General features: G+C 63.6%; 19 protein-coding genes. 11 read left to right on the top strand and 8 right to left on the bottom strand.

Annotated features, from left to right (window positions below; translation table 11 throughout):
* Positions 1-37 precede the first annotated feature (37 nt).
* The 4 genes from AC0GUR_RS13240 to AC0GUR_RS13225 form a co-directional block, all read right to left on the bottom strand.
* Positions 38-1,912, bottom strand: coding sequence for a tetratricopeptide repeat-containing sulfotransferase family protein (locus AC0GUR_RS13240; protein WP_472877956.1), 1,875 nt, complete (start codon positions 1,910-1,912; stop codon positions 38-40).
* A 61-nt stretch (positions 1,913-1,973) separates the two neighbouring features.
* A complete protein-coding gene (locus AC0GUR_RS13235; protein WP_472877955.1) occupies positions 1,974-4,871 on the bottom strand; it encodes a TonB-dependent receptor domain-containing protein in 2,898 nt (965 codons plus the stop codon).
* 164 nt (positions 4,872-5,035) lie between these two features.
* Complete coding sequence (gene dinB, locus AC0GUR_RS13230) at positions 5,036-6,139, bottom strand: DNA polymerase IV (protein ID WP_472877954.1); 1,104 nt, start codon at positions 6,137-6,139, stop codon at positions 5,036-5,038.
* A gap of 158 nt (positions 6,140-6,297) precedes the next feature.
* The gene (locus AC0GUR_RS13225) at positions 6,298-7,623 is read right to left on the bottom strand and encodes a flavohemoglobin expression-modulating QEGLA motif protein (RefSeq protein WP_472877953.1); all 1,326 of its coding nucleotides are present in this window, start codon (positions 7,621-7,623) and stop codon (positions 6,298-6,300) included.
* Between the two features lie 220 nt (positions 7,624-7,843).
* Between AC0GUR_RS13225 and AC0GUR_RS13220 the strand changes: the two genes are divergently transcribed.
* Both AC0GUR_RS13220 and AC0GUR_RS13215 read left to right on the top strand, forming a co-directional pair.
* Positions 7,844-9,178 carry an APC family permease gene (locus AC0GUR_RS13220; protein ID WP_472877952.1) on the top strand — a complete coding sequence of 445 codons (1,335 nt, stop codon included), beginning with the start codon at positions 7,844-7,846 and terminating at the stop codon, positions 9,176-9,178.
* Between the two features lie 87 nt (positions 9,179-9,265).
* Positions 9,266-11,458 (top strand): beta-agarase, encoded by a 2,193-nt coding sequence (locus tag AC0GUR_RS13215; RefSeq protein ID WP_472877951.1) that lies wholly within the window; start codon positions 9,266-9,268, stop codon positions 11,456-11,458.
* A gap of 111 nt (positions 11,459-11,569) precedes the next feature.
* On the opposite strand, the gene AC0GUR_RS13210 is transcribed toward AC0GUR_RS13215, so the two are convergent.
* From AC0GUR_RS13210 to AC0GUR_RS13200, 3 genes are all read right to left on the bottom strand, one after another.
* Entirely contained in the window at positions 11,570-11,977 is a 408-nt protein-coding gene (locus AC0GUR_RS13210; protein ID WP_472877950.1) for a hypothetical protein, read from the bottom strand.
* A gap of 184 nt (positions 11,978-12,161) precedes the next feature.
* The gene (locus AC0GUR_RS13205) at positions 12,162-12,632 is read right to left on the bottom strand and encodes an Mpo1 family 2-hydroxy fatty acid dioxygenase (protein WP_472877949.1); all 471 of its coding nucleotides are present in this window, start codon (positions 12,630-12,632) and stop codon (positions 12,162-12,164) included.
* Between the two features lie 250 nt (positions 12,633-12,882).
* Positions 12,883-13,779: a phosphoribosylaminoimidazolesuccinocarboxamide synthase gene (locus AC0GUR_RS13200; RefSeq protein WP_472877948.1), complete on the bottom strand. Its 897-nt coding sequence runs from the start codon at positions 13,777-13,779 to the stop codon at positions 12,883-12,885.
* Positions 13,780-13,927: 148 nt separating this feature from the next.
* Between AC0GUR_RS13200 and AC0GUR_RS13195 the strand changes: the two genes are divergently transcribed.
* From AC0GUR_RS13195 to AC0GUR_RS13170, 6 genes are all read left to right on the top strand, one after another.
* On the top strand, positions 13,928-14,275 hold the full coding sequence (locus tag AC0GUR_RS13195; protein WP_472877947.1) for a c-type cytochrome: 348 nt from the start codon (positions 13,928-13,930) through the stop codon (positions 14,273-14,275).
* On the top strand, positions 14,272-15,081 hold the full coding sequence (djlA, locus tag AC0GUR_RS13190) for a co-chaperone DjlA (protein ID WP_472877946.1): 810 nt from the start codon (positions 14,272-14,274) through the stop codon (positions 15,079-15,081). Before AC0GUR_RS13195 ends, djlA begins: the two co-directional genes overlap by 4 nt.
* A 97-nt stretch (positions 15,082-15,178) precedes the next feature.
* Positions 15,179-15,859 carry a ribulose-phosphate 3-epimerase gene (rpe, locus tag AC0GUR_RS13185; RefSeq protein ID WP_472877945.1) on the top strand — a complete coding sequence of 227 codons (681 nt, stop codon included), beginning with the start codon at positions 15,179-15,181 and terminating at the stop codon, positions 15,857-15,859.
* A gap of 823 nt (positions 15,860-16,682) precedes the next feature.
* Entirely contained in the window at positions 16,683-17,372 is a 690-nt protein-coding gene (gene pdsR / locus AC0GUR_RS13180) for a proteobacterial dedicated sortase system response regulator (RefSeq protein WP_472877944.1), read from the top strand.
* The gene (locus AC0GUR_RS13175; protein WP_472877943.1) at positions 17,372-17,965 is read left to right on the top strand and encodes a hypothetical protein; all 594 of its coding nucleotides are present in this window, start codon (positions 17,372-17,374) and stop codon (positions 17,963-17,965) included. Before pdsR ends, AC0GUR_RS13175 begins: the two co-directional genes overlap by 1 nt.
* 25 nt (positions 17,966-17,990) lie before the next feature.
* On the top strand, positions 17,991-20,003 hold the full coding sequence (locus tag AC0GUR_RS13170) for an ATP-binding protein (protein ID WP_472877942.1): 2,013 nt from the start codon (positions 17,991-17,993) through the stop codon (positions 20,001-20,003).
* Positions 20,004-20,112: 109 nt separating this feature from the next.
* On the opposite strand, the gene AC0GUR_RS13165 is transcribed toward AC0GUR_RS13170, so the two are convergent.
* Complete coding sequence (locus tag AC0GUR_RS13165; protein ID WP_472877941.1) at positions 20,113-21,276, bottom strand: hypothetical protein; 1,164 nt, start codon at positions 21,274-21,276, stop codon at positions 20,113-20,115.
* Between the two features lie 182 nt (positions 21,277-21,458).
* Between AC0GUR_RS13165 and trpE the strand changes: the two genes are divergently transcribed.
* The 3 genes from trpE to AC0GUR_RS13150 all read left to right on the top strand — a co-directional run bounded on the left by trpE (position 21,459) and on the right by AC0GUR_RS13150 (position 24,059).
* Positions 21,459-22,934: an anthranilate synthase component I gene (gene trpE / locus AC0GUR_RS13160; protein ID WP_472878119.1), complete on the top strand. Its 1,476-nt coding sequence runs from the start codon at positions 21,459-21,461 to the stop codon at positions 22,932-22,934.
* Between the two features lie 2 nt (positions 22,935-22,936).
* Entirely contained in the window at positions 22,937-23,635 is a 699-nt protein-coding gene (locus tag AC0GUR_RS13155; RefSeq protein WP_472877940.1) for a chorismate--pyruvate lyase family protein, read from the top strand.
* Positions 23,636-23,825: 190 nt separating this feature from the next.
* The gene (locus tag AC0GUR_RS13150) at positions 23,826-24,059 is read left to right on the top strand and encodes a hypothetical protein (protein WP_472877939.1); all 234 of its coding nucleotides are present in this window, start codon (positions 23,826-23,828) and stop codon (positions 24,057-24,059) included.
* Positions 24,060-24,088: the final 29 nt, after the last annotated feature.

Below are 24,088 nucleotides of genomic sequence, written 5' to 3'. Positions count from 1 at the left end.
GGAGGTGGCGTAGCGTATCCGAAGAGAACAGCGGCTGTTACTCGCTGTAGCCCAACCGCTCCATCATGGGGCGAAGGATGGGTAGCACCGGTTCAAAGTGCTCGCGATAGGCATGCCAGCGATTGACCGCCTTGGCGTGGATGCCTTCAGTCACTTGAGCGTAACTCGGCGTGCTGATGTAGCCCTTGGCGCGTGCATGCTCGGCAAATCGTGCCATGGGCGTGGCGTCGTCCACGTCGAGAAACTGGCCCAGTCGCGCCACGTGATCATCGAAGCGGCTCACCACCGACTCATAGCGCCATTCCAGCACGCGCGGCGCGAATACCTCGACATGCCGATACCACTGCTCGAACGCCTGCACATAACCTTCGGCCAGTCGCTTCAGCGACGAACACAGCACCATGAAAGCGGGTGAGCGGAACGGTTGCATATAACAGCTCAGCAGCACGTCGCACGGGTGGCGCAGGCACAGGATGATGCGCGCTTCAGGAAACAGGCGCGCAATCATCGGCAGGCACAGCATGTTGAGCGGGTTCTTGTCGACCAGCCGGTGCTGGCCGAGGTCAGGCACCACGCGACGCACCAAGTCGCCATAGATGCCGCGCAGCTGGTCCACGTTGGCTTGGCTCAGCGTGGCGAGGTCGGCGGGGTACGCTTGCTCGACCAGCTGTATGCGCTTGATCAACTCATAGATAAAGGCGCGCTCATCCATGGAGCGAAAGTCGGCGTGCGCGTCGAGCATCTGTTCGAGCAGTGTCGTGCCCGATCGTGGGAAGCCCACCACAAACACCGGGCTTTCATGACTTCGGGGAGCTTTCAGCGCGGTCCAGCGGTCATGTTCAACACGGCTGACGTTATGCGCCACCATATCGAGCGGCTGGCTGCCGTCCGGCAACAATTCGGGCACGAAGTCCTTGGCGAACGCCAGTTGAAAGGCGTGCGCATCGGTCAATGCTTGCCACGCTTGTTCATGCCTTTTCTGCTTGTTTCTCGCTGAGGCGACGCCGAACGCCGCGCTCGCCATGACATGCGCATCCCCTCCCGCGCTCAGGAGCTGCAGGTGGAGCGACGCGGCTTGCTCCCAATCGCCTAGACGAGCCGCGACGTTTGCATGCACCTGCAGGCCTGCACAACGCAGCTCCCTTTGATCCAGCGGCAACGCGTTGAGCATGGCGAGCGGCAACTGGGCGAGTTTCGCTTGTGCCTGCTCGATCTGATTGCTGCGCTCGTGCATGGAGGCTTGCATGGCAATGATGCGCAGCGCCACCTGTGATCGCTCCGGCCCTGCCGGAAGCACGGCCTTCTCCAGCGTATCGAAGGCGGTGGCCTGATAGCCCAGGCTGGAAAGGATCGTGGCCAGAATCAGCGCCAGTTCGGCTTGCTGTGGCGGCCAGTCGGCGGCTCCTTCCAAGGCGACTTCCGCGCCTCTCGTGTCACCGCAGAAATGGCACGCATGTGCCGCTTGCAGCCGCGCTTCGATAAAGTCTGGCGCAAGGCCAACGGCTTGCAACAACGCTTCGCGTGCAAGCAGCCAGCGCTGCTGCTGGGCGTATAGCAGTCCGAGGTTGTAATGGGTTTCCGGGTCTTCCGGAGCAAGGGCGGCTGCCTTGAGCAGAGCATGCTCGGCGGCTGCCGTGTCTCCCGCTTGTCGGGCAACAACACCGAGGTTGTTCCAGTACGACGATACGTCGGGTCGACGAGCGGTCAGTTTGCGAAAGGTGGTAGCGGCGTCATCGAAGCGGGTGATCGACTGCTGTGCAAAGCCCAGCAGCAACAGCACCATGTCATCCGTGTCGGGCCGGTCGGCGACCGGTTCGCCAAGAGCAAGGACGCTGGACATGTCGCCGCTGTTGAAGGCGACGACGATGCGATGGACCAGATCGGTGGAAGAGGTAGGGTGCTGCTCGCTCATCCCGTGATCCTAACGCGAGAAGGCCGCAACGTCTCCGTTGCGGCCTTCCGCAGGCGGTGGATCAGAACTTCACTGTTGCGCGAGCCCAGAAGTAGCGGCCCATCGTGTCATACGTTGACGTATCCACGTTGTAGTTCTGGCCGTTCTGGTACACCAGCGGCGGCACGCGACCGGTGATGTTGTCGATACCCAGGTCGAAGCGCGTGTGGATCTTCGCCCATTCGTAGCCGCCCTGGATCGAGTGGTACGTAATGCCACCCATCTGCGTAGATACCGCAGCACCGGTGTCGGCGTACGCGGTGAGGTTGGACAGACGGTGGATATACCGGCTCTGCCACTGCGCGCTCCAGGGGCCCAGATTCCAGTTCAGCGTGAGCGTGCCGCGCCAGCGTGAGATGTTGCCGAACTGCTGGGTGTAGGTGCCCGCGTAGTTGATGGTCTCGGCGCCCGGCTCGCCCGGGGTGGCGTCGTTCTTGAACTCGCTGATGTACGTGGTGTTCAGGCCCACCTTGAAGTGGCCGGGATCGATGCCGCCAACCTCAAAGTGAGGAATCACGTACGAGGCGGTGAAGTCGACACCGCTGGTCTTGAGGTTGCCCAGGTTGACGTACGGCGTGTTGACGTAGTTGATGCCACCCGCCAGCGTGCTGTTGCTGTTGTAGCGGTTGATGAACCCGCAGTACGGGCTGGCATCGTTGTTGAAACACGAGTTGAGCACCGTCTGCGCCTGGATGGCCGTCAACATGTTATTCAAGGTGACGCGCCACAGGTCGACGGTAGTCGACAGGCCTTCAGCCCAGCTTGGCGAGTAAACCATGCCAAGGTTGTACGACTTGCCCTTTTCCGGCTTCAGCGTCGAGCCTACGGGCACGGCGCCCGAGTAGTAGGCCGTGATCTGCTGCGAGAGGTTGTTGTTGGTGCCCGGCATGACGTACTGGCAGCCGTTGGTGTGGCCGGCGAGCTGTGCAGCCGTCAGGTTGACGCACGGGTCAACGATGGTCGGGTTGGCAATGGTGCGGCCGTCGTAAAGCTCATCAAGATTCGGTGCGCGAAACACCTGCGAAACGGTGCCTCGAACCAGCAGGTCGGCGATGGGGCGGTACTCGACAGCGAACTTGCCGTTGGTCGTGTTGCCAGAGGTGCTGTAGTCGGAATAGCGCAGGCCCAGGTTCACATTGAGCGCATAGGCATAGGGCTGTTCGGAGAGCACCGGGATCAGCGTTTCGGCGTACAGTTCCTTCACGTTGATGCTGCCACTGGCCGGCGAACCGCAGGCTTCCTGCAGAACCGTACAGGTGCCGGTGACCGGATTCAGGATCGCGTCACTGGTCACGGTGTAGTTCATGTTGTTGCGGCGATACAGTGCGCCAGTGGAGAGCTGCATGGCGCCTGCCGGCAGATCCCACAACTCACCCGACGCATTGGCCTGGAACTGCCTCATGCTGTTGGTCATCGTGTAGACCGGCGCGTCCACACCCTTGCGAAGCAGTGCGCTTACACCCGGATCGGCCTGATTGAAGATGTTGGCGCCGCCGTCGATGGCCGCCTGGAAGGCGGGCACGTTGACTTCGTTGTAGTCGGTCTGCACGCGATGCGAGCGGCCGTAGTTGAAGCTCGCATCCCAGACCCAGGTGCTCTGGCCGAAGTTGCCACGCAGGCCGGAATTGATCTGTTCGTTGGTAGTGGTGTACGTGTGCAGGCGCGTGCCGAGACCGGTCAGGCGCGTGCTCATGTAGTTGCCGCCGTTGTTCGGGTTGCCAAAGGTCACGCCGAACGGGTTGATCGGATTGTTGGCGGCAATGCTCCAGCCGTCACCCACGTTGGTGGGCGCGGGTGCGTCCTGGCCAGACGAGTTGGTGTGGTTGTAGAACGCGTCGGCGAAGAACGTCACATAGTCGTTGAACTTGTAATTGCCAAGCACAAAGACGTTGGTGCGTTCGCTCGCCGTCTGGATGTAGTTGTACGCGTTGTAGTTGTAGACGTCGGTGGCACCCTTGAAGCAACGGTAGTCGCCGAGGCTGTTGCCATTGCCGCTAGCCAGCGTGACATTGGCGTTGCCGCTGCTGTCCGCGCAGTTCTTGAACTGGTTGAACGCGAGTGCGGTGGGCGGTATCTGCATGCGGCCGGTCGGAATGCTGTGCGAGCCGGAAATCTGCGGGCCGGAGCTGTACAGCGACAGCTGATAGGCCGAGAACGCGCGACGCGTGGCGACCACCGGATCCTGCTTGTTGTAGTCCACGCCGCCGACGATGTTGCCTTGGTCGCCGCTGGCGCCGACGGTGAACTGCGCGCCATGGCGCTGGCCGTCACCGTGAGAGGAAATGCCATCGTTGACGCTGACCTCCGCGCCCTTGTAGTCCTTGCGCAGGATGACGTTCACCACGCCACCGATGGCGTCGGAGCCGTACACCGTGGAGGCGCCTTCGGTCAGGACGTCGACGCGTTCCACCATGTTCTGCGGAATCATGTTGAGGTCGGCGTTGGCCAGGCGCTGGCCATCCACGAGGAGCAGGGTGCGATCGGTGCCAAGGCCACGCAGCGAAATGCGCGCCGCACCGTCACCGCCTTCCAGGGTGGGGCTGGCCACGCCGCCGCCGTTACTGTTGTTCTGGGCGTTGGTAGCGACACCCGAGACGCTGGGCAGGGCCTGAAGCACGTTGCCGAGCGTCGGGCTGCCGTTGTTGGTGATCGCGCTGCGATCCAGCGTGACCACGGGGCTGGCGGTTTCAGCGTCGACGCGGCGGATCAGCGAGCCGGTGACGGATACCGCGGTCAGGGTCTTGGCGGTGTTCTTGTTGGGCGCCTGATCGGTGCTCTGGTCCTGGCCGCTTTGACTCTGAGTGTTCGAGGCGTCCTTGCTGCTGGTGTCCTCGGCCTGAGCCATGGCGGCGGTAGAAGCAAGACCGACAGACAAGGCAAGGCGTACCGCTATGGATAGGCGATTGTGGTTGGACTGCATGTTTTCTCCCCGATTCGTAAGCAAACAAGTACCCGCTATAGGCGCCTAGACGTCTATAGGTTTGGTGCTGCTTTTTTGGTTCCCCGGGGCCACTGTTTCAGGAAATCGCGGATGAGTAAAGGGCCCTTTAACATTTGGATCGATAAAGGAGCCCTGGCGGGCGATCAACAGAAAGAATTTGCGCCGAAAAGGTCGTCCTGGGCGAAAAAACTATCGACGTCGACGAAGCCCGCCAGCCCCACGCCGACCAAGCGATAGCGGCTTTCCGCTGGTCGTTCCACGCGGTCCCGAAGCGCGCAGGCGATCTCTGCCAACTCCGCCGCGGAGCCAGGACGTGAAGGCGGTGTGAAGCTTCGGGTCAGCGTTTGGAAGTCCGACGTCTTGAGTTTCAACACCACCGTGCGCGCCACCCGGCCGTGTTCCCCTTCGGCTTCACGCTGGTGCGCCGCCCAGGCTTTTTCTGCGAGGCGGCGAATGTGTGGCGCAAGTTCCTGCAGGGTCAGGTCGTGCTCGAAGGTGTCCTCGGCCGATACCTGCAGGGTGGGGCGGTCCGGTTGTACCGGGTGGTCGTCGATGCCCAGCGACAGCTCGTGCAGGCGCCGGCCCCACCGGCCAAAGCGCTGCTCGAGCGCCTGCAGGGAGTGGACGCGCAGGTCGCCGACCGTGGCAACACCCAGCTCGGTGAGCCTGGCTTCCATCACCTTGCCCACGCCAGGCAGGCGGCCCACCGGCAACGGCAAAAGGAAGGCGTCCACCTGATGCGGGCGAATGACGAAGAGTCCGTCCGGCTTGCGCCAGTCCGAGGCGATCTTGGCGAGAAACTTGTTCGGGGCCACGCCGGCCGACGCGGTGAGCTGCGTTTCCTCCCGGATCGCAGCGCGGATGGCTTCGGCGGTCGCGGTGGCTGAGGGCAACCCGGTGTGCGTGGTGGTGACGTCGAGGTAAGCCTCGTCCAGGGAGAGCGGCTCGATCAGGTCGGTGTGCCTCGCGAAGATCTCCCTCACCAGTCGCGACACGGCCTTGTACCGACCGAAATCCGGCGGCACGAAAATCGCCTGTGGACACAACCGCTCGGCGCGCACCGCAGGCATGGCCGAACGCACGCCGAATTTGCGTGCCTCATAGCTGGCGGCACACACCACCGAGCGCGCGCCGCGCCACGCCACCACCACGGGTTTGCCGCGCAGCGAGGGATCGTCACGTTGTTCCACCGATGCGTAAAACGCATCCATATCGACGTGGATGATCTTTCGGGGTGGAAGTGGCACAACGGAGTACGGGAGCAAGGGAGCGCACAGTCAAACACGAAACGGCCCCGTTGGCGCGTGGCGTCACGCGGCTGGGGCGATCGTCGCGCACAGGGTGCGCTCCCACAGACCAGGCTTCACCTGTGGGAGCGCACTCTGTGCGCGACAACCCGGTTACCTCACTTCCCGAACGTTTCCAGGCTCTCATCCACCAGGTCATTCTCGAAAGCCACGAAGGATTCGAGATCAATCGTGTCGAGTCGGAAGTGCGCAGCGGCGGTAAAGAACGCCATCAGTGACAGCACGCGCTGCGGATCGCGCGCCCACGGCGGCACGTACACCGCGCGAGCAATCAGCCCGCTTTGCAGGTAGGGCGACAAGGTGATCACGTCCGTGGTGGTCACGCGACCGGCAAACAGCAGCGGCAGCATTTCCGCTTGGCCCGCTTGCAGCACCTTGCGAATGAAAATGTAGATGATCATCACGCCCTGCAGGTAAGCCGCATCCTTGGTGAAGCACACGCGACCGCGCACATCGCCGCCACGGAAGATGCGCGAAGCACTGCGGTAGCTTTCAATCGGCGTCTGGCCGGCCTCAAGAAAGCCGCGGAACACTTCAATGAAATCGGCGCCATCCAGCGCGCGCTTCACCATGATCACGCGAAGTGCGACGCGGCGTAGGCGCGCCAGATCGATCGAGCCGGTGATGATCTCGGAGAAGGTGGCCAGGCCTTCCTGCGCACGGGTGGTGCGCGGTGAACCCAGGCCGAGCGACTTCAGATAAGGCTGATGCTTGCCGTTGAGCAAGGTGGCGGTGTGCACGAAGGCTTCGTGCTCGGTCAGCTGCGCCAAATCCAGTTCCGAGAACAGCGCGGTGGAGCGCAGGTTGATGCTCTTGCTGCCGGCGGTGGCTTTGGAAGGTAGATCGGGGTTCAGTATCACCTCGACCTTGTCCTTGTCGAAAAAGGTGCCGAGGCGCTCGCGTAGCCGTTTGGCGAAATCTTCGGCGGGAATGTCGGCCGGTACGGGCGGGACACCTTCGCGGCCGATGAGGTCATCGGTTATGGAGATGACATCCTTTGCGGCATCCAGCGCGCTGGCGGTCTGCGTGCGATGGACGCTGTCCGGACGTCCATACAGCGCCGTCGAGCAACGAGTGAATTCGTCTGTGCCCACATGCATCAACATCTGGGCGGCCGTGAGATAGCTCCATGCGGTCTTGAACAGCCAGTCACCGATGGGGTGGCCGCGATCGAGCCTGGCCATGATGCTCCGCAGGGCGGTCATCTCGCCGCTGAGGTCGGGGTGGCGGCGCGGCGGGTCGGGCAGCTGCGGGTTGCCGCGCTCGAACTCCGCCATGAACTTGGCTTCCAGCTCCACCGGCCAGTCGATGGCTTTCAGCACCTTGATCTTCTTACTTACGGTGACCAGCTCGCGGTCCAGTTCCAGCAATGGCCCCAGGGTCTTGTCGTCCTCGGGCCTGACAGCACTAGCGACGGTACTCATGACGCCTCCTAAGGGGTCGGCCCGATGCGTGGCCGGCATGCAGCGACGGGGGGATCAGCACTCTGCGCCGGTCCAGAGGCAGGCGCTAGCGAAGAACTACTGAGCCGGCGAGGAAAAATTGCAGCAACGACCGAATGTTGCAGTTGCATGTCGAAGTGGACGCCGTACTCGCGCTATCGTCCGGCATTCGTACCTGTTGCGAAGGATGCCGTTCCGCACCATGACTTCCGAAAGCCAAACGTCGCCGGCGTACCTCCGCCGCCTGGGCATATGGGACGCCGCTGCCATCGTGATCGGTGGCGTGATCGGCGGCGGTATCTTCCGCAGCGCCTCTACCGTGGCCGAACGCACCTCTGCCGGCGCGCAGCTGCTGACGCTGTGGGCCATCGGTGGCCTGCTGACGCTGGCGGGGGTGCTTTGTTATGCGGAACTGGGTGCGCGGCGGCCGCAGGCGGGTGGCGTCTACATCTATCTGCGCGAGGCGTTCGGACAGCTGCCGGCCTTCCTGTTCGGCTGGACTATGGCGCTGATCAACTACCCCGGCAGCGTGGCGGCAGTGGCCACTACCTTTGCCGATTATTTCTGTGCGGCGCTGGGCTTGCCCCTGATGTGGGTGAAGCCAGCGGCGGCAGGCGCGATCACGTTCATTGTGGGTGTGAACTTCTTCGGCATCAAAGCCGGTGCCCGTATGCTGAGCCTGTTCACCTTGCTCAAGCTGTCGGCCATCACCATGCTGGTGGTGGTGGGGCTGGTGTTGGCCCGCGGGCACCTCGGCACGGTGATGGCGGCGGATGTGACGCATCAGCTTCCGCCCGGCGCCTTCCTTGGCGCGTTGCTGCCGGTGCTGTTCACCTACGGCGGCTTCCATTACCTCAACGATCTGGCCGGCGAGGTGCGCGATCCACAGAGGACGCTGCCTCGTGCGTTGGGCCTGGGTCTCGGCGGCGTGGTGGTGTGCTACGTGCTGGTGAACTTCGCTTACCTCGCCGGGCTGGGCCACGCGGGGCTGGCGGCGAGTCAGGCGCCGGCAGCCGATTTGATGCGCAAGCTGTTCGGGGAGCGCGGTGCCACCATCATGGCGGTGGGCATTGCGTGCTCCACCTTTGGTTACTGCAGCATCGCGATCGCCGGTGGCGCGCGCGTGCTGCAGACCATGGGGGCTGACGGTATGTTCTTCCGCGCTGTGGGGCGTATCGACGATCAATCACGCGCGCCGCGCATCGCGCTGGCGGTACTGGGCGGCTGGGCTATCGTGTTGGCGGTGTCGGGAAGCTTCGGCCAGTTGCTGGACTACACCACGGTCGGCGAATGGTTGTCGCATGCGTTCGGCATTGCCACGCTGTTCTGGTATCGCCGCCGCTTCCGCAACGAGCCTTCGCCGTATCGCGTGCCGTTCTATCCGGTGCTGCCGCTGTTGTTTGTCGTCACGGTGCTCGGCGTGATCATCGCCACCACCATCCATTCACCGGAGGATGCGGGTATGAGCCTGGTGCTGATCCTGGTCGGTGTGCCGGTCTACTACGCGTGGCGCGCTTGGCAACGGAGGGTTGCATGAACTTGCGTTTGAGAACCGGTCATGGCAGCAAGGCAAGCTTCAGTCGTGGCAGGCATACTGCCGCCAATTCCACGCATTGAATCGCCGATGAAACGGATCGCTCCCCTAGCCCTGTCCTGCCTGTTCGCGCTCGCAGGCTGCCATAAGGCCAGCGACACCGATCGGGCCGATCTCAGCCGCACGGCGCCGCCGCCTGCACCCACGCCGGCAAGTCATAGCACTGCGAGCATCCCCACCACGCAAACCACGCTCAATAACGTGGAGCGTGATGGTGCGCCGGTCACGGTCTCCGGCATGTCGCTGCAGCGCTACACGTTCCAGCCATCGCCCCAGCCGCAGGTCGTGGTGTCTCTGAGCGAGGGCGAGTGGGACTGGTCCAAAGAAGGCTCATTGCACGTGGACATGCAGAACGCCATGTCCTGGGCAGTGACGCTGACAGTCGACATTGACGGCGCCAAGGAAGGGGAGCACCTGCATGCCACCGTTGGCGTGCCGGCCGGGCCGCCGCAGACGCTGGTGATTCCGTTGCATGCCACTTCGCCGCGTGCGATGGGGATGCAGGTCGGGCCGCCGATGCCTTATGTCACCGGTGGCAAGCGCGTGTTTGTGGCGACGACGGTGGAGGGCCATCTGGACCTCGCCCATGTGAAGTCCGTGCGCTTGGGCACGCCGGCGCCGACCGCGGCCCAGACGCTGGCCTTCGGCAAGCTTGATACGTCGCATGGCGACCACGAGCTGCGCGAAGCCTACACAGGCATCGTGGATGCCTGGGGCCAGTACACGCGCGGTCAGTGGCCAGGCAAAGTCGACTCCGATGATGCTCTGCGCGGTGGACGCCACAAGTTCAAGCAGAACGCGGTGATGGGCGCCCCGCTCGTGCGCAAGGGCTTTGATCACTACGGCGGTCGTACTGACATGGCCGCGTTCAAAACCAGCGGCTGGTTCCGCGCCGAGCAGCGCGATGGTCGCTGGCATCTGGTGACGCCGGAAGGGCATGCCTTCTTCTCGCTGGGCGTCAATGTGGTGGACGACGATGGCGGCCGCACGTTTATCGAAGGCCGCGAATTCATGTTCAAGGACCTGCCGTCCGATAGCGGTCGCTGGAAGCCGTTCTACGGCTCCGAACCCAAACCGACGGGTGACCAGCAGGCATCCGCAGGCCTTGGCTTCAGTCACGGCCGCTGGTTCGACTACTACTCGGCCAACCTGTTCCTGGCCGACGGCCGCCGCTGGCGGCAGACCTGGCGTGCACGCACCGTAGCGCGCCTGGAGGACTGGGGCTTCAACACGCTGGGCAACTGGAGCGACGAGGCGCTGACGCAGACGCATCACCTGGCCTATACGCGCTCGGTCAATATCAGCGGCGTGTTCGGCAATGTCTCCAGTGGCTACGACTACTGGGGCCGCATGCCCGATCCGTTCGATCCGCGTTTTGCGCAGGCGGCGGATGTCGCGGCAGCGCAGGCGGCCAAGGAAGTGAAGGACGATCCGTGGTTGCTCGGTTACTTCGCCGACAACGAGCTCGCCTGGGCGGGCCAGGGGCCCGAGGGGCGCTGGGGGCTGGCGCAAGGTACCTTGCGTGGCGAGGCGCGCAGCCCGGCCAAGCAGGCCTTCATCGCCGTGCTGAAGAAAAAGTATGGTGACCCGTCGAAGCTCGCGGCGGCGTGGGGTATCACGCTGGCTTCGTGGGACGCGCTCGAGGCGACCAACTTCGCAGCTCCCAACCCCGTCGAAGCGCATCCCGCCATCGCCGACGATTACAGCGCGTGGTTGCGTCAGTATGCCGACCAGTACTTTCGCACCGTGGCGCAGGCCATTCACAAGCATGATCCGCATCACCTGTTTCTGGGTGGACGCTTTGCCGTGCACACGCCTGAAGCCGTCGCCTCATGCGCACAGTATTGCGATGTGGTGAGCTTCAACGGCTACGCCGATGTGCCCGAGCATGCTTTCGACGCAGCGGCATTCGCCAAGCTTGGCAAGCCGGCCCTGATCACCGAGTTCCATTTTGGTTCCGACGATCGCGGCCCGTTCGGCAAGGGCGTGGTGCCGGTGTGGAACGAGCAGCAGCGCGGCGAAGCCTATGCCCATTACGTCGCGGCGGCCGCAGCCAATCCGGTGATCGTCGGCGTGCATTGGTTCCAGTACGTCGACCAGCCAGTCACGGGTCGTTTGCTGGATGGCGAGAATTCGCATATCGGTCTGGTGGCCATTACCGACCGACCGTTCACACACTTCATCGATGCGGTGCGCGACGCGAATCACCAGACGGGTTACTGAAACCTTTCAGCACTGCCCTATGTAGGAGCGCACTTGTGCGCGACCGCAATGTTACGACGTGACGTTGCAACGGTCGCGCACAAGTGCGCTCCTACAGTGAAGAACGAGATATCAGGCCAGGCTGGTTGCTGCGCCAAAAGCAATCGCCATGACCACCGCTACAGCCATGCACGCACTGGTGATGCGGATACGACGTGCGTCGACGCGCGGTATGAGCCTCCAAAGCACGAACACCCCGATAGCCATGTCGGCTACCAACGCACCGCGTAGCACGGGTGAGGTCAGCAAGGGTGCATAAGGCGGTTTGGTGTGACCTTCGTGCATCGCCACCAAGGTGATCAGCAGCAGGCCGATCAGGTTCCACACCAGACACGCGAGATAGGTGCGGTTGAACACCACCGGGCAGCGTTCGGACCAGCGCAGCACGGTCCACGCGATGATGGCGAAGAACAGTGCGCCGATGCTGCTGTAAAGCACCCACCAGAGCAGGGTGCTGATAACGGTGAGCAGGGTGGTCATACGATGCGGCTTTCCTGTTTTTTGCTCGTCATTCCGACGCAGGCCGGAATCCAGTTGCGGAACCGCTCGGTTTTGGCGATGTCGCGCAGTTGATTGTTTATCGCGGCATCTGCGGTGACGCGACAACCCTGCACTGACGCTACTGGATTCCGGCCTGCGCCGGAATGACGGGTATGAGAGGTTTCTAAATGCCCACACGCCGCAGCAGCTTATCCATCAACCACGCCGGCCCGACGAGCAGATAGGCGAGATCGGTGAGAAAACTCGGGCGTCGCCCTTCGAAGGCGTGGCCAATGAACTGGCCAATCCACGCAACGATAAACACGGCGATAGCCGTCATGCGCAACGTGGATGGGCCGAGCTCGCGATAGGCGAATTCGGTAAGCCCACACAGCAAAGCCAGCGCCACCAGCAAGGCGGCGCCGAGGCGATGTGACTGCTTCCAGTACCACATGAATGCCAACACCAGCGCCGCCACCGACCAGAAGCCGGGGCGGCCGATCATCGGCGGCACCGGAATGGTCCACATCAGGGCGATCACACACCACACGATCAGCGGCACGCAGATCCAATGCAGAAGGCGATTGATCGGGTGCTGGTGATCGTTGCTGTAGCTATCCAGCCACTGCTGCATATTGAGGTCGTGTTCACCCATCTCGAATGGTCCGCGTTGTCTTGCTCAGGTCGTTAGGTGGTGGTGCGTTGTGCTGGTCAGGCTGGCTGCCTGACCAAGCGACGCGCTGCCGCCTGGCGGCCTGAGCAAGACAACCCTCCGGGCCGGGTCTGTTTGCCCGCATGCCAGCGTCATCACTCGGTCGTGTATCGACATACACTCCCTCTCTCTTTCTTGGCCTGCGCGCAAACAGCTCCCGGCGCGGGCCATTCGAGATGGGTGAACACGACCTTCATTCAACGGTGATGCCAGCGAGGCGCTGCAGCGCTTCCGCGTACTTGGCCGAGGTGCCGGCGATGACGTTGGCGGGCACGTGCGGGCCGGGGGCCTTCTTGTTCCAGTCCAGCGTTTCCAGGTAGTCGCGCACGAACTGCTTGTCGTAGCTCGGCGGGCTGATGCCGACCTGGTACGAATCGGCGGGCCAGAAGCGCGAGGAGTCGGGCGTCAGCATCTCGTCCATCACGTAGAGCTTGCCGTGCTCGTCCGTGCCGAACTCGAACTTGGTGTCGGCAATGATGATGCCTCGCTCGGCCGCATAGCTGGTTGCCCACTTGTAGATGGCGAGCGTCGCCTCGCGCACCTGTTCGGCGAGGTCGGCGCCCACGGCGGCTACCACTGCATCGAAGCTCACGTTCTCGTCGTGATCGCCTACGGCGGCCTTGGTCGACGGCGTGAAGATGGGCTCCGGCAACTGCTGCGCCTGCTGCAGGCCAGCCGGCAGCTTGATGCCGCACAGCGAGCCGGTGGCCTGATAGTCCTTCCAGCCCGAGCCGATGATGTAGCCGCGGGCAATGGCCTCCACCGGCACTGGCTTCAGGCGACGGGTGACCACGGCACGCTTCTCATACAGCTTCAGGTCGGTGCCGGCGGGCAGCACCTGGGACAGCGGCGTGTGCAGCAGGTGGTTGGGCACCAGATGCTCGGTCTTGCCAAACCAGAAGTTGGAGATCTGCGTCAGCATCTCGCCCTTGCCCGGGATCGGGTCGGGCAACACCACGTCGAACGCGGAAAGGCGGTCGCTGGCTACGATCAGCAGCCTGTTCTCCGGCAGCGCGTACACGTCGCGCACCTTGCCGCGATGGATCAGCTCGAGGCCGGGCAGGTTCGATTGCAGCAGGGTGGTGGGCACGATCTTTCGCTCCAGAACAGGGGATACGGTGAGACGGCCCGGGACAGGCCGGTGATCAAGCGGCCAATTGTAGCCGCGACGTGCCGCCTCCGGGTTCTGGTTGCGCTGGCTGGTAGACTGGGCGCTTTTTGAGCCCCGGCCTAATCCCATGGTTCAGCCGCCACGCCTTGTCGCATCGCCCCTCCGCTTCGTCGCGCTCGTCGCCGTGGCGTGGGCCGCAGCGGCATCGGCGCAGGCCGCTGCGCCGGCCAAGCCCGCCCGCCTGGGCCTGTGCGCCGCCTGCCATGGTGAAACGGGCATGGCGCAGATTCCCGGTGCACCCAATCTGGCGGGCCAGAAAGTGGATTACCTGCGCGAGGCGCTCAAGCAATACCGCGACGGTCGCCGCAGCGTGCCGCTGATGCGCACGGTCATTGGTCCGGTGAGCGAAGCCGATCTGGATGAGCTGGCGCGCTGGTACAGCGCGCAGGCGCCGCAAACGCAAGGCAACCCATGAATTTCACCTGGACCTTCTGGCTGTTCGTATTTGGCTTCCTGTTTGGGCATGGCCTGCCCGGCGCCGTGGTGGGTGGCCTGATCGGCTTCACCATCGACAGCCTGCGCCGCGGGCAGATGCGCCGTGCCACCCCCGAGGCCGGTGGCTATATCAGCCCGCTGTTTGCCTTGCTGGGCGCCGTTGCCAAATCCGATGGCCGCGTGTCCGAGGCCGAAATCGCTATCGCCGAGCGCCTGATGCAGCGCATGGGGCTAGAACACGATCAGCGCCGGCTGGCCATCACCGCCTTCAATGCCGGCAAGCAGCCGGAGTTCAACGTCACCCCTGCCATCGAAGAGCTGCGCCGCTGGGTGGGTTTGCGTCGCGACCACGCCTTCCCAGTGCTGGATGTGGTCATCGAAACGGTGCTGGCCGAGGGCAACCCCGCGCCGGAAAAGATGGCCATCCTGCGCCAGCTCGCCTTTGCGCTGCGCGTCAGCGACATGGAGCTGATGGCGCTGATGGCCATGAAGGGTTATGCCTGGAATGCCACCGGTTACTCGCGCGGCCAGGGGCCGTACGGTGGCAACGGTGGTTACGTGCCGCCTCAGCGCAACACGCAGGGGCCAGATCCTTACACCGTGCTGGGCATCGCGCGCAGCGTGGACGACCGCGCGGTGAAGCGGGCTTATCGCAAGCTGATCTCCGAGCACCATCCGGATCGACTGGGTGATTTGCCCGAGGCCATGCGCAAGCAGGCCGAGGCGCGCGCCAGCGAAATCAATGCAGCTTACGAGCGCATCAAAACGGAACGCGGCTTCAAATAAACCAGGCGTCTACGTGTGGGAGCGCACCCTGTGCGCGACTGGCACTGCCTCGCAACTTCAGGTCGCGCACAAGTGCGCTCCTACAGGAATCATGAGCATGAGCAAGCAATCCTACGTCATCGCCCCCTCGATCCTTTCCGCCGATTTCGCGCGGCTGGGCGAGGACACCGCCAAGGCCATGGCCGCCGGCGCCGACTGGGTGCACTTTGACGTGATGGACAACCATTACGTGCCCAACCTGACCATGGGCCCGATGGTGCTCAAGGCCTTGCGCGACTACGGCGTTACCGCGCCCATTGACGTGCACCTGATGGTGAAGCCGGTGGATCGCATCGTGCCGGACTTCGCCAAGGCGGGCGCCACGCTGATCAGCTTCCATCCTGAGGCGAGCGAGCACATCGACCGCACCATCGGCCTGATCAAGGAATCGGGTTGCCAGGCTGGCCTGGTGTTCAATCCGGCCACGCCGCTGAGCTATCTCGACTACGTGATGGACAAGCTGGATCTGATCCTGCTGATGTCGGTGAACCCCGGCTTTGGTGGGCAGAAGTTCATCCCATCCGCGTTGACCAAGCTGCGCGAAGTACGTCGCCGCATCGATGAGAGCGGTCGCGCGATTCGCCTGGAGATCGATGGTGGCGTCACCGCCACCAACATCGGTGAGATTGCCGCTGCGGGTGCCGATACGTTCGTGGCCGGTTCGGCCATCTTCAATGCGCCCGACTACAAGACGGTGATCGAGGCCATGCGCCAGAACCTGGCTGCCGTCGGCGCATAAGAAAATCCCGGCGCAATCCGCGCCGGGACAAGTTTCGTCGGAACGACGTGTGAGGAGACCACATGGGGTCGCCGATCCACGGCAAGAATCGACGACCACCGGGATATAGGACCGGGCCCGAAGGGTTTGGTTCCCATGGCTCGCCAAATCGATCCCGGGCGACGTCGTCCATTCAGTTCCCCTAAAAAAATCCCCGCCGGTGGGCGGGGAGGAACGTGCCAAGGGGATGGGACTTACCGGTTTAACTGCTTTGCTCGCCACGGCCACCTCGTTTGGCCCGGGCGGCCGGCACGCGTCCTTGCGCACCAGCCGCCTGCATGCCTTCCACGGCAGATGACGGAAATCGTTGATTCAGTGGTCGACGCCCGTTGGGCGCGGCTCAGTGCAGGCTCATGACAACGCCCAGCACCAGTGCACCCAGCGCCAGCACCACGCGCAGCGGCTCGAAACCGCGCAGCTCGGCATTGGGGTCGACGGGAGGCTGATTGGCGGGGCGCATGGAGAATTCCTTGTTAGGTGCTGCCATTCGGCCACGGGCCAATGGGCGAGCCGAGCCTCGAATATGGCAAAACGCGGGCAAGATCGGCCGGTGGTAGGGCAGCGCTGGCGTAAGTTATTGCGTCTTTGGTGAGGGGCCCGGCGAATCGATGATCAGGCTGTCGCGCTGTTCCAGGGGTGGGCAGGCCCCAAGTTCGCGACCGCCAAAGTGGGCCATGGCACAGCGCCGACCGTAAATGGCGAAATGCTGACGGCTTGCGCGCATGGCTTGCGCGGCAGAGACGCAGGCTGCACGCTGCGCGCCACTGTCATTGTGGAGTGGGCCATGGGCCGCAGTATTGCCATCGTCGAGGACGAACCGCTGATCCGCGCCAACTACGTCGAGGCGCTGACCCGCTTCGGCTACGAGGCGCGCGGCTACGGTTCGCGGCAGGAAGCTTCCAATGCGTTCGGCATGCGTCTGCCCGAGCTGGTCATCATCGATATCGGGCTGGGCGACGAGCCCGAGGGTGGTTTCGACCTGTGCCGTGAGTTGCGTGCGAAATCGGCCACGCTGCCGATCATCTTCCTTACCGCGCGCGACTCGGATTTCGACGTGATTTCCGGTCTGCGGCTGGGTGCGGACGACTACCTGAGCAAGGACACCAGCCTGCATCAGCTGGCCGCCCGCATTGCGGCGCTGTTCCGCCGCATCGAGTCGCTGAAGGTGCCTACCAGCAGCGAAACGGTGATCGAGCATGGCCCGCTCAAGCTCGAGTCCGAGCGCATGCGCATCACGTGGAATAATGAAGAGATTCCGCTCACCGTCACTGAGTTCTGGATGGTGCACACGCTGGTGCGTTTCCCCGGCCACGTGAAGAATCGCGATCAGCTGATGCGCGAAGCCGAACTGGTGGTGGATGACGCCACCATCACTTCGCACATCAAGCGTATTCGCAAGAAGTTCATCGCCGTGGCGCCGGAGTTCGACGCCATCGAGACGGTGCATGGTGTGGGTTATCGATGGAAGCCGTAATGAAGCGTTGGTGTGTGTGTGTAGTGTTGTTGCTGTTTCCGTTTTTGGCACAGGCTGCCGGGTCAGGTGGCGACAAAGGTGTCGCGGTTTACGGTAAGGCCGAGCCCGATATCCCGGCCTGGGTCATTCGTACTGATCTGCCCGATGGTTGGACGCAGGATTGCTGCGTGTACGCCAAGGCGATTGGCGTTGACCTGGTGCTCTACAAGGGCGAGTGGACGGGCGAGCCCGACCGCGTGATGGTGCTCAACGTCTGGCCGTCCAAACTGTCGTCGCTGGAAGCGGAGGTGCAGGAAGACCGTCATCACTATCTGAATCGCGATCCGGGCGCCAAGGCAAGTGAGTTTGCGGTCAATCACGCGGGCTTCCCGTGCCGGGGCGTGCTGTTCGAAGGCACGGATCACAAGGATGACGCGGTGGTGTTCTGCGATCCCGGCTTGGCTAGCGGCATCCGCTTCAGCTGGTCGATGGCGCTCGCTCACGACGACGCGGAGAAGCAGGACTTGATGGCACTGTTCCGTCGCGTGGCGGAGCAGTCGAGCTATAAGGTCAATCGGGCGGGTAACGACAGCTCACCGAAAACGCAGCATTGAGCTGCGTTTTCGGTATCGTCGCGCCATGACCCTGCGCCAGAAACTCCTGCTCGTTGCCCTGTGCACACTGGCTTTGCCGGTGGCCGGCTGGCTGTACGTGCGGCAGATGGAAACGCTGCTGCGCGAAGGGCAGGCGCAGGCGCTTACCGCGTCGGCGCGCGCGATGGCGCGCAGTCTGGTGGTCACCGATGCGCCGCTACCGCCGGCGGGCCCCGTTTGGTATGTGCAGGAAGCCGCCAATCCCATCACCATCGACGGTTACGGGGATGACTGGGCACCGCTGACGCCATGGAGCCAGCCGCTGGAAAAACGCGGCAAGCTGCTGCTGGCCAAGGACGCCGACTGGCTCTATCTCTACGCTGAGGTGCGCAGCACGCAGCGCACCCGCGCCGATGCGGGGGATCCCGACGCGCTGCGCGCCGATCATCTGGTGCTGAGCCTGGGCAAGGGCGAGTCGTCGCGCCGTTACCTGTTGGCCAGTGCGGCGCCGGGTTTGGTCACGGCGCGCCCGCTGGATCCGCCGGTCGACGATTTGCCTGCGATGGTCACCGCGCAGTGGCAGGAGGATGGCAGCGGTTATCGCGTGGAATTGCGTGTGCCGCGCACGGCTGCGCTGGATAGCTTGGGGCTGGCCGTTTTCGATGCGAACGGTGGCGGCGATCCGGAAGCCGTTCAGCGCCGGCCGCTGGTGACTTATTCGCCGCAGCTCTCGCATGAACTCGGCCAGCTGGCGCTCGATGGAGTGCAGGCACGTGTGTTGTCGTCGCAAGGTTGGCTGCTTGCGCGCACCGGGCACCTGGCGACACCTGCCGCTGCGCCTAGCGATCAGCCGGGCTGGTTTGCCTCACTGGTGTATCGCTCGCTGCTCGCCAATCAAGTCGAAGACGCCGAACTTTGGACGCAAGATGTGCCGCGCCTCGATGTGGCTGAGGTGCGCAAGGCAAGCGAAGGCAGCCCGGCCACACTTTGGCGACAAGGCGAGGCGCGCGGCAGCGTGGTGCTGGCCGCCGCCGTGCCGGTAGAGCGCGACGGCCAGGTGCGTGGGGTGTTGTTGCTTGAGCAGGCGAGCCGCGCGGTGCCGTTGTTGGCCAATCGCGCCTTGCTCGGCCTGCTGCTGACCAGTTTCGGTGTGCTGCTGGTGGCGGGCGCGATTCTGCTGATCTTCGCCACGCGCCTGAGTCTTCGCCTTGGGCGTTTGCGTGACGCCGCCGAACGCGCGCAATTGAATGACGGTCGTCTGGAGGGTCCCTTTCCGATGACCGACGCGGAGGACGAGATCGGCGATCTGGCGCGCAGCTTCGAGCGACTGTTCGAAGTGGTGGGTGGCTATACCGATTACCTGCGCACGCTTGCATCCAAGCTGTCGCACGAACTGAACACGCCGCTCGCCATCGTCAAGTCGTCGCTGGACAACCTCGAGCACACGCTGCAATCGCATCAGGCCATGCCACCTGATGCACAACCTTATCTGTCACGTGCGCGAGACGGTGTGGCGCGCCTGGGCATGTTGGTGCGTGCGATGAGCGAAGCCAGCCGCATGGAACGCGCCATTGCCGCGGCCGAACCCGAGGACGTGGATCTGGTCGCGGTGGTGCGCGGTTGCAGCGATGCCTATCGTCCGCTGGCCGGTACGCGCCGCCTCGACACCGTGCTCCCCGATGGTCCGATGACCATGCACTGCGCGCCCGAGCTGATCGCGCAGGCGCTGGACAAACTGTTCGATAACGCGCTGTCATTCACCCCTGAACACGGCTGGTTGCGCCTGACCTTGCGCGCGTTGGATGACGGCGCGGAGATCGAGCTGGCCAATCAGGGGCCGCCGTTGCCGGCGGCGATGCAGGGACGGCTGTTCGATTCGCTGGTGAGTCTGCGCGACAAGGCGACCCCGGGCGATGCGCCCCATCTCGGCCTTGGCTTGTATGTCGTACGCCTGGTAGCGGAGCGCCATGGCGGCGTGGCAATGGCACGCAATCTGGAAGACGGCAGCGGCGTGGCGTTTACGCTGCAGCTGCGCGGCATGCCGCGGCAAAGGCTGTAAGTCTCGCGCCCTGATGTAGGAGCGCACTTGTGCGCGACCGCAGCGTTCCGTCGATGCCGCTCCGTAGGATGGTCGCGCGCAAGCGCGCTCCTACAGAAGAGGCAGGGCGTTACTTCATCTCGCCCAACGTCCAGCCACCACCACCCGGCATCACCATAAACTGGCGCACCGTTGTCGCTGCGCAACTGGCCGGCTTGTCGGTGCACTGGGCCAGGGTGACGCGCAGGTGCTGGTCATCCACCAGGTCGAAGTCGGTGAGCCTGGTGCTCGCCGCACTGGCAGCGGTTTCCAGTGCTGTACCAATGAACACGCCATGGCGAAACACATAGAGCTGCAGCGCGTTGGGCTGGCATTGGTCGTTCACCGACACGGCCGCCTCCGCCACGTAAGTATCGCCTTTGCGCTGGGCCCGCCCGGTGAGCAGGCGCTGGCCGGTCAGCAGGAAGCGGTCCTCGTCGTTCTTTGGCGCGACGGCCTTGGCGGCGCACGTTGCGGAAGCAACCGCCGTGTCTGCCGCACCGGACATCGGCTGCAGCGGCCTGGGCACATAGGGCAGCGCCTCTGGCGCCGGGGCAGGATGCTGAAGCCACAGAAAGCAGGCGGTTATGCTCAATACTATCGCGGCGAGGGCCCAGGCCCGGCCACGGAGCAGTGGTCGTCGGGCCAGGTAGATCAGCACGCCTAGCGCCAGCAGCAGGGCGATGGGGGCAAGTGAGTGGATCAGTAGCGCCAGCAGGCCAAACAGGGCGGCAACCACTGCAGCAGTGGAAACGGGCCCTCTGACAGGTGGCGCAGGCGGCTGCTGCGGCAAGGGCGGCGGTTCGGCCTGCACATCGTCGAAGGTGAAAGCAGGAGATTCGTGGCTGCGATTCATCGATGGCAGCGGCGGCGGTTCACCGTCATCGGACGCAGGGGACCAGGTGAACCACTCCTGCCCGCCGTCGTGGCACCACTGATCACCTGGCTCGGCATAACGATCCAGCGCCGGCTCGGGAAGGGGCCCGCATACCCGACCGCCGCGGCGTAGCCAGATCAGCCGGTCGCCGTCGGGCAGGGCATCGGCCGCTGCGCCCATCTCGCGCAACTGCGCGGCTTGCGCATCGGCTGTGGCGGCGTCGAGGCCGCGGCGAATGATCAGCGGCGCGCGTTCGAATACGCGCTCGCGGAAGCCCGACATCTCCATACCGAAGGCCGCCGCCATGCGCGCATGGACGGCAGCGGCGTCCTGCCCGTCGAGCAGGTGACCGGAAAGCACCAGGCAGTAGTGGTCCATACCCTTCGATTCCCCTGCAGTTACCGCATCATGCGCCGATATCGCAAGGTTAGGTGGGCTGCGGCGGGCGAACAAGCGATATTCCTGTTCCGCTGGCGCCCCCGGTGACGGCCGAGCTTCGGTTCGTCATGGCGCTGCCCCTACAATGGCGGTTCAAGCTTGGCCATCCGGACTCTCCCCACGTGATCTCCCGAGACGATTTCGACGCACTTGCAGCGCAGGGGCATACTCGCATCCCGCTGGTGCGCGAGGTGTTTTCCGACCTCGACACGCCGTTGTCGGTGTACCTGAAGCTGGCCGACGGCCCGTACACCTTTCTGTTTGAATCGGTCGAGGGCGGCGCCACCTGGGGGCGTTATTCGATCATCGGCTTGCCGGCCAAGCGCGTATATCGCCTGCGCGGCCACGAGCTGGAAGTGGAAGATGCCGGCGAAGTCACCGAGCGCCGCCATGTGGCCGACCCGCTCGGCGAAATCGAAAATCTACGCAAGCAGTACCACGTGCCGCGACTGCCGCAGTTGCCTGCTTTCAGCGGTGGACTGGTCGGCTACTTCGGCTTTGAAACCATCGGCTATATCGAACCGCGCCTGGCGAAGTGGGATCGCGCCGACGAGCTGGGCACGCCCGACGTGCTGCTGATGCTCGCCGAAGAAGTGGCGGTGTTCGACAACCTCAAGGGGCGCCTTTACCTGATCGTGCACGCGGACCCCTCGCAGCCGCACGCCTACGCCGAAGCGCAGCGTCGACTCGATGCGCTGGTCTATCGCCTGCGTCAGAGTGGTGTGTCGTATCCGCAGCTCAACCAGAGCACGGCGCTGGATGAAAGCGACTTCAAATCCTCCTTCACCAAGGAAGAATTTGAAGCCATGGTGGAGCGCGCAAAGGAATACATCCGCGCCGGCGACATCTTCCAGGTCGTTCCATCGCAGCGTCTCAGCGTCGGGTTCAATGCACGCCCGGTGGATGTGTATCGCGCGCTGCGCGCGTTGAATCCTTCGCCGTACATGTATTTCGTCGATCTGGGTAATACGCAGATCGTCGGCTCCTCGCCGGAAATCCTGGCCCGCCTCAAGGACGGCAAGGTGGTGGTGCGCCCGCTCGCCGGCACGCGCAAGCGCGGTGCCACGGACGAGGAAGACCAGGCGCTGGAAGCCGAATTGCTTGCCGATCCGAAAGAGCGCGCCGAGCACGTGATGCTGATCGATCTGGGCCGCAACGATATCGGTCGCATCAGCGAGACCGGCAGCGTGGAAGTGAGCGAGTCCTTCGTGGTCGAGCGCTACTCCCACGTGATGCATATCGTCTCGCAGGTGCAGGGCACGGTGCGTCCTGAGGTGGGTTACATGGACGTACTCAAGGCCACATTCCCCGCCGGTACGCTCAGTGGCGCACCGAAGATCCGCGCGCTGGAGATCATCCAGGAGCTGGAGCCGTACAAGCGCAATATCTACGCGGGCGCCATCGGTTGGATCGGCTGGTGGGGCGATGCGGATACCGCCATCGCGATTCGTACGGCCGTCATCCAGGATGGACGTCTGCATGTCCAGGCGGGCGCTGGCATCGTGTACGACTCCGACCCATCGTCAGAGTGGGAGGAAACCATGAACAAAGGACGTGCCCTGTTTCGCGCAGTGGCGCAGGCGGCGAAAGGACTCTGAGGATGAGCGCTATGCATCGTGGTGCGAAATGGTCGTGTCTGCTGGGTATCAGCAGCGGTCTGATCGCTGTGCCGGCGCATTCGCGCGCCCCTGAGCCGCCGCCCGTGTGGCAGGACGATGTGACCTCGCGACTCGAGGTGCTGGCCTTGTTGCAGACGCTCAATGCCAACCTGCTCAGTCATGCCAGTGCCACGCTGACGCTGGAGCAGTGGTGCGGCGCGCATCATCTCGCCCCCAACGTCAGAATCGTCGCCGAGCGCGTACTCGGCGAAGACAAGCCATTGCCGGAAGACGGACGCACGCAGCTGGGCATCGGCCCCGATGAACCGGTGCGTTATCGCCGCGTGCAACTGGCCTGTGGTGAGCACGTGCTCTCTGAGGCAGATAACTGGTACGTGCCATCGCGACTCACCGACGAGATGAATAAGGCGCTGGACACCACCGACACGCCGTTCGGCAAGGTCGTGCAGTCGTTGCATTTCCGCCGGCAGACGCTGTCAGCGGAACTGTTGTGGTCGCCGCTGCCGCAAGGCTGGGAGAGTGGTGCGCCGTTGCCGCCGTCGCAGGGTGCTGCGCTGGTGATTCCGCACCATGTGCTGCAGCACCGAGCGGTACTGTTCGATCAGGCCAATCGCCCCTTCAGTCTGGTGGTGGAGCGTTACACCTCGCAGGTGCTGGCGTTCTCGCCGCCGAGGCCGTGAGGGTGTAGGGGATCGTTACCCGGTGGCCGCGCGCAATCGTTGCGCGTCAATGCTTTGTGAAATCTCAATGTAGGAATTCTCTGAGAGCACTTTCAGAAAAATCCCATATTTTTGAGAACTAGTGCTCACTATCTTGTAGGAACCCCAACAAAGACACCTAGGCATAGACCTGGGGTCCGAAGGTTCCTCCATGAGCACCACCCATGCTGAGTATTCCGTGTCGAAGCACCCCAGTCGCGGCTGGGTGGTTCGGCGCAATGGCGATCCGACTGGTTACCGCGCGCAGCTGTTTGAAGCGGTGAGCTTTGCCACGCATCTGGCCGAGCGCGAAGCTACCGTCTCCAGTCTGGCGACACATGTTTCCATGGCCGTGTCGGATCTGTCGTGGCTGTTCCGGCGACCATTACTGTCGCGCGTGGCGTAAACGATTCACGCCTGCTACTAAGTCGCGTC

Source organism: Dyella sp. PARNA 12/25, assembly GCF_055702865.1.
The sequence above is the reverse complement of the archived record's forward strand: the minus strand, read 5'-3'. Positions and strand labels throughout refer to the sequence as shown.

Bases quoted from the DNA above. Each gene is read 5' to 3' on its own strand.
- AC0GUR_RS13240 (WP_472877956.1), bottom strand. From the start codon at position 1,912: ATGAGCGAGCAGCACCCTACCTCTTCCACCGATCTGGTCCATCGCATC.
- AC0GUR_RS13235 (WP_472877955.1), bottom strand. From the start codon at position 4,871: ATGCAGTCCAACCACAATCGCCTATCCATAGCGGTACGCCTTGCCTTG.
- AC0GUR_RS13225 (WP_472877953.1), bottom strand. From the start codon at position 7,623: ATGAGTACCGTCGCTAGTGCTGTCAGGCCCGAGGACGACAAGACCCTG.
- AC0GUR_RS13220 (WP_472877952.1), top strand. From the start codon at position 7,844: ATGACTTCCGAAAGCCAAACGTCGCCGGCGTACCTCCGCCGCCTGGGC.
- AC0GUR_RS13215 (WP_472877951.1), top strand. From the start codon at position 9,266: ATGAAACGGATCGCTCCCCTAGCCCTGTCCTGCCTGTTCGCGCTCGCA.
- AC0GUR_RS13210 (WP_472877950.1), bottom strand. From the start codon at position 11,977: ATGACCACCCTGCTCACCGTTATCAGCACCCTGCTCTGGTGGGTGCTT.
- AC0GUR_RS13205 (WP_472877949.1), bottom strand. From the start codon at position 12,632: ATGGGTGAACACGACCTCAATATGCAGCAGTGGCTGGATAGCTACAGC.
- AC0GUR_RS13195 (WP_472877947.1), top strand. From the start codon at position 13,928: ATGGTTCAGCCGCCACGCCTTGTCGCATCGCCCCTCCGCTTCGTCGCG.
- djlA (WP_472877946.1), top strand. From the start codon at position 14,272: ATGAATTTCACCTGGACCTTCTGGCTGTTCGTATTTGGCTTCCTGTTT.
- rpe (WP_472877945.1), top strand. From the start codon at position 15,179: ATGAGCAAGCAATCCTACGTCATCGCCCCCTCGATCCTTTCCGCCGAT.
- pdsR (WP_472877944.1), top strand. From the start codon at position 16,683: ATGGGCCGCAGTATTGCCATCGTCGAGGACGAACCGCTGATCCGCGCC.
- AC0GUR_RS13175 (WP_472877943.1), top strand. From the start codon at position 17,372: ATGAAGCGTTGGTGTGTGTGTGTAGTGTTGTTGCTGTTTCCGTTTTTG.
- AC0GUR_RS13170 (WP_472877942.1), top strand. From the start codon at position 17,991: ATGACCCTGCGCCAGAAACTCCTGCTCGTTGCCCTGTGCACACTGGCT.
- AC0GUR_RS13165 (WP_472877941.1), bottom strand. From the start codon at position 21,276: ATGGACCACTACTGCCTGGTGCTTTCCGGTCACCTGCTCGACGGGCAG.
- AC0GUR_RS13155 (WP_472877940.1), top strand. From the start codon at position 22,937: ATGAGCGCTATGCATCGTGGTGCGAAATGGTCGTGTCTGCTGGGTATC.
- AC0GUR_RS13150 (WP_472877939.1), top strand. From the start codon at position 23,826: ATGAGCACCACCCATGCTGAGTATTCCGTGTCGAAGCACCCCAGTCGC.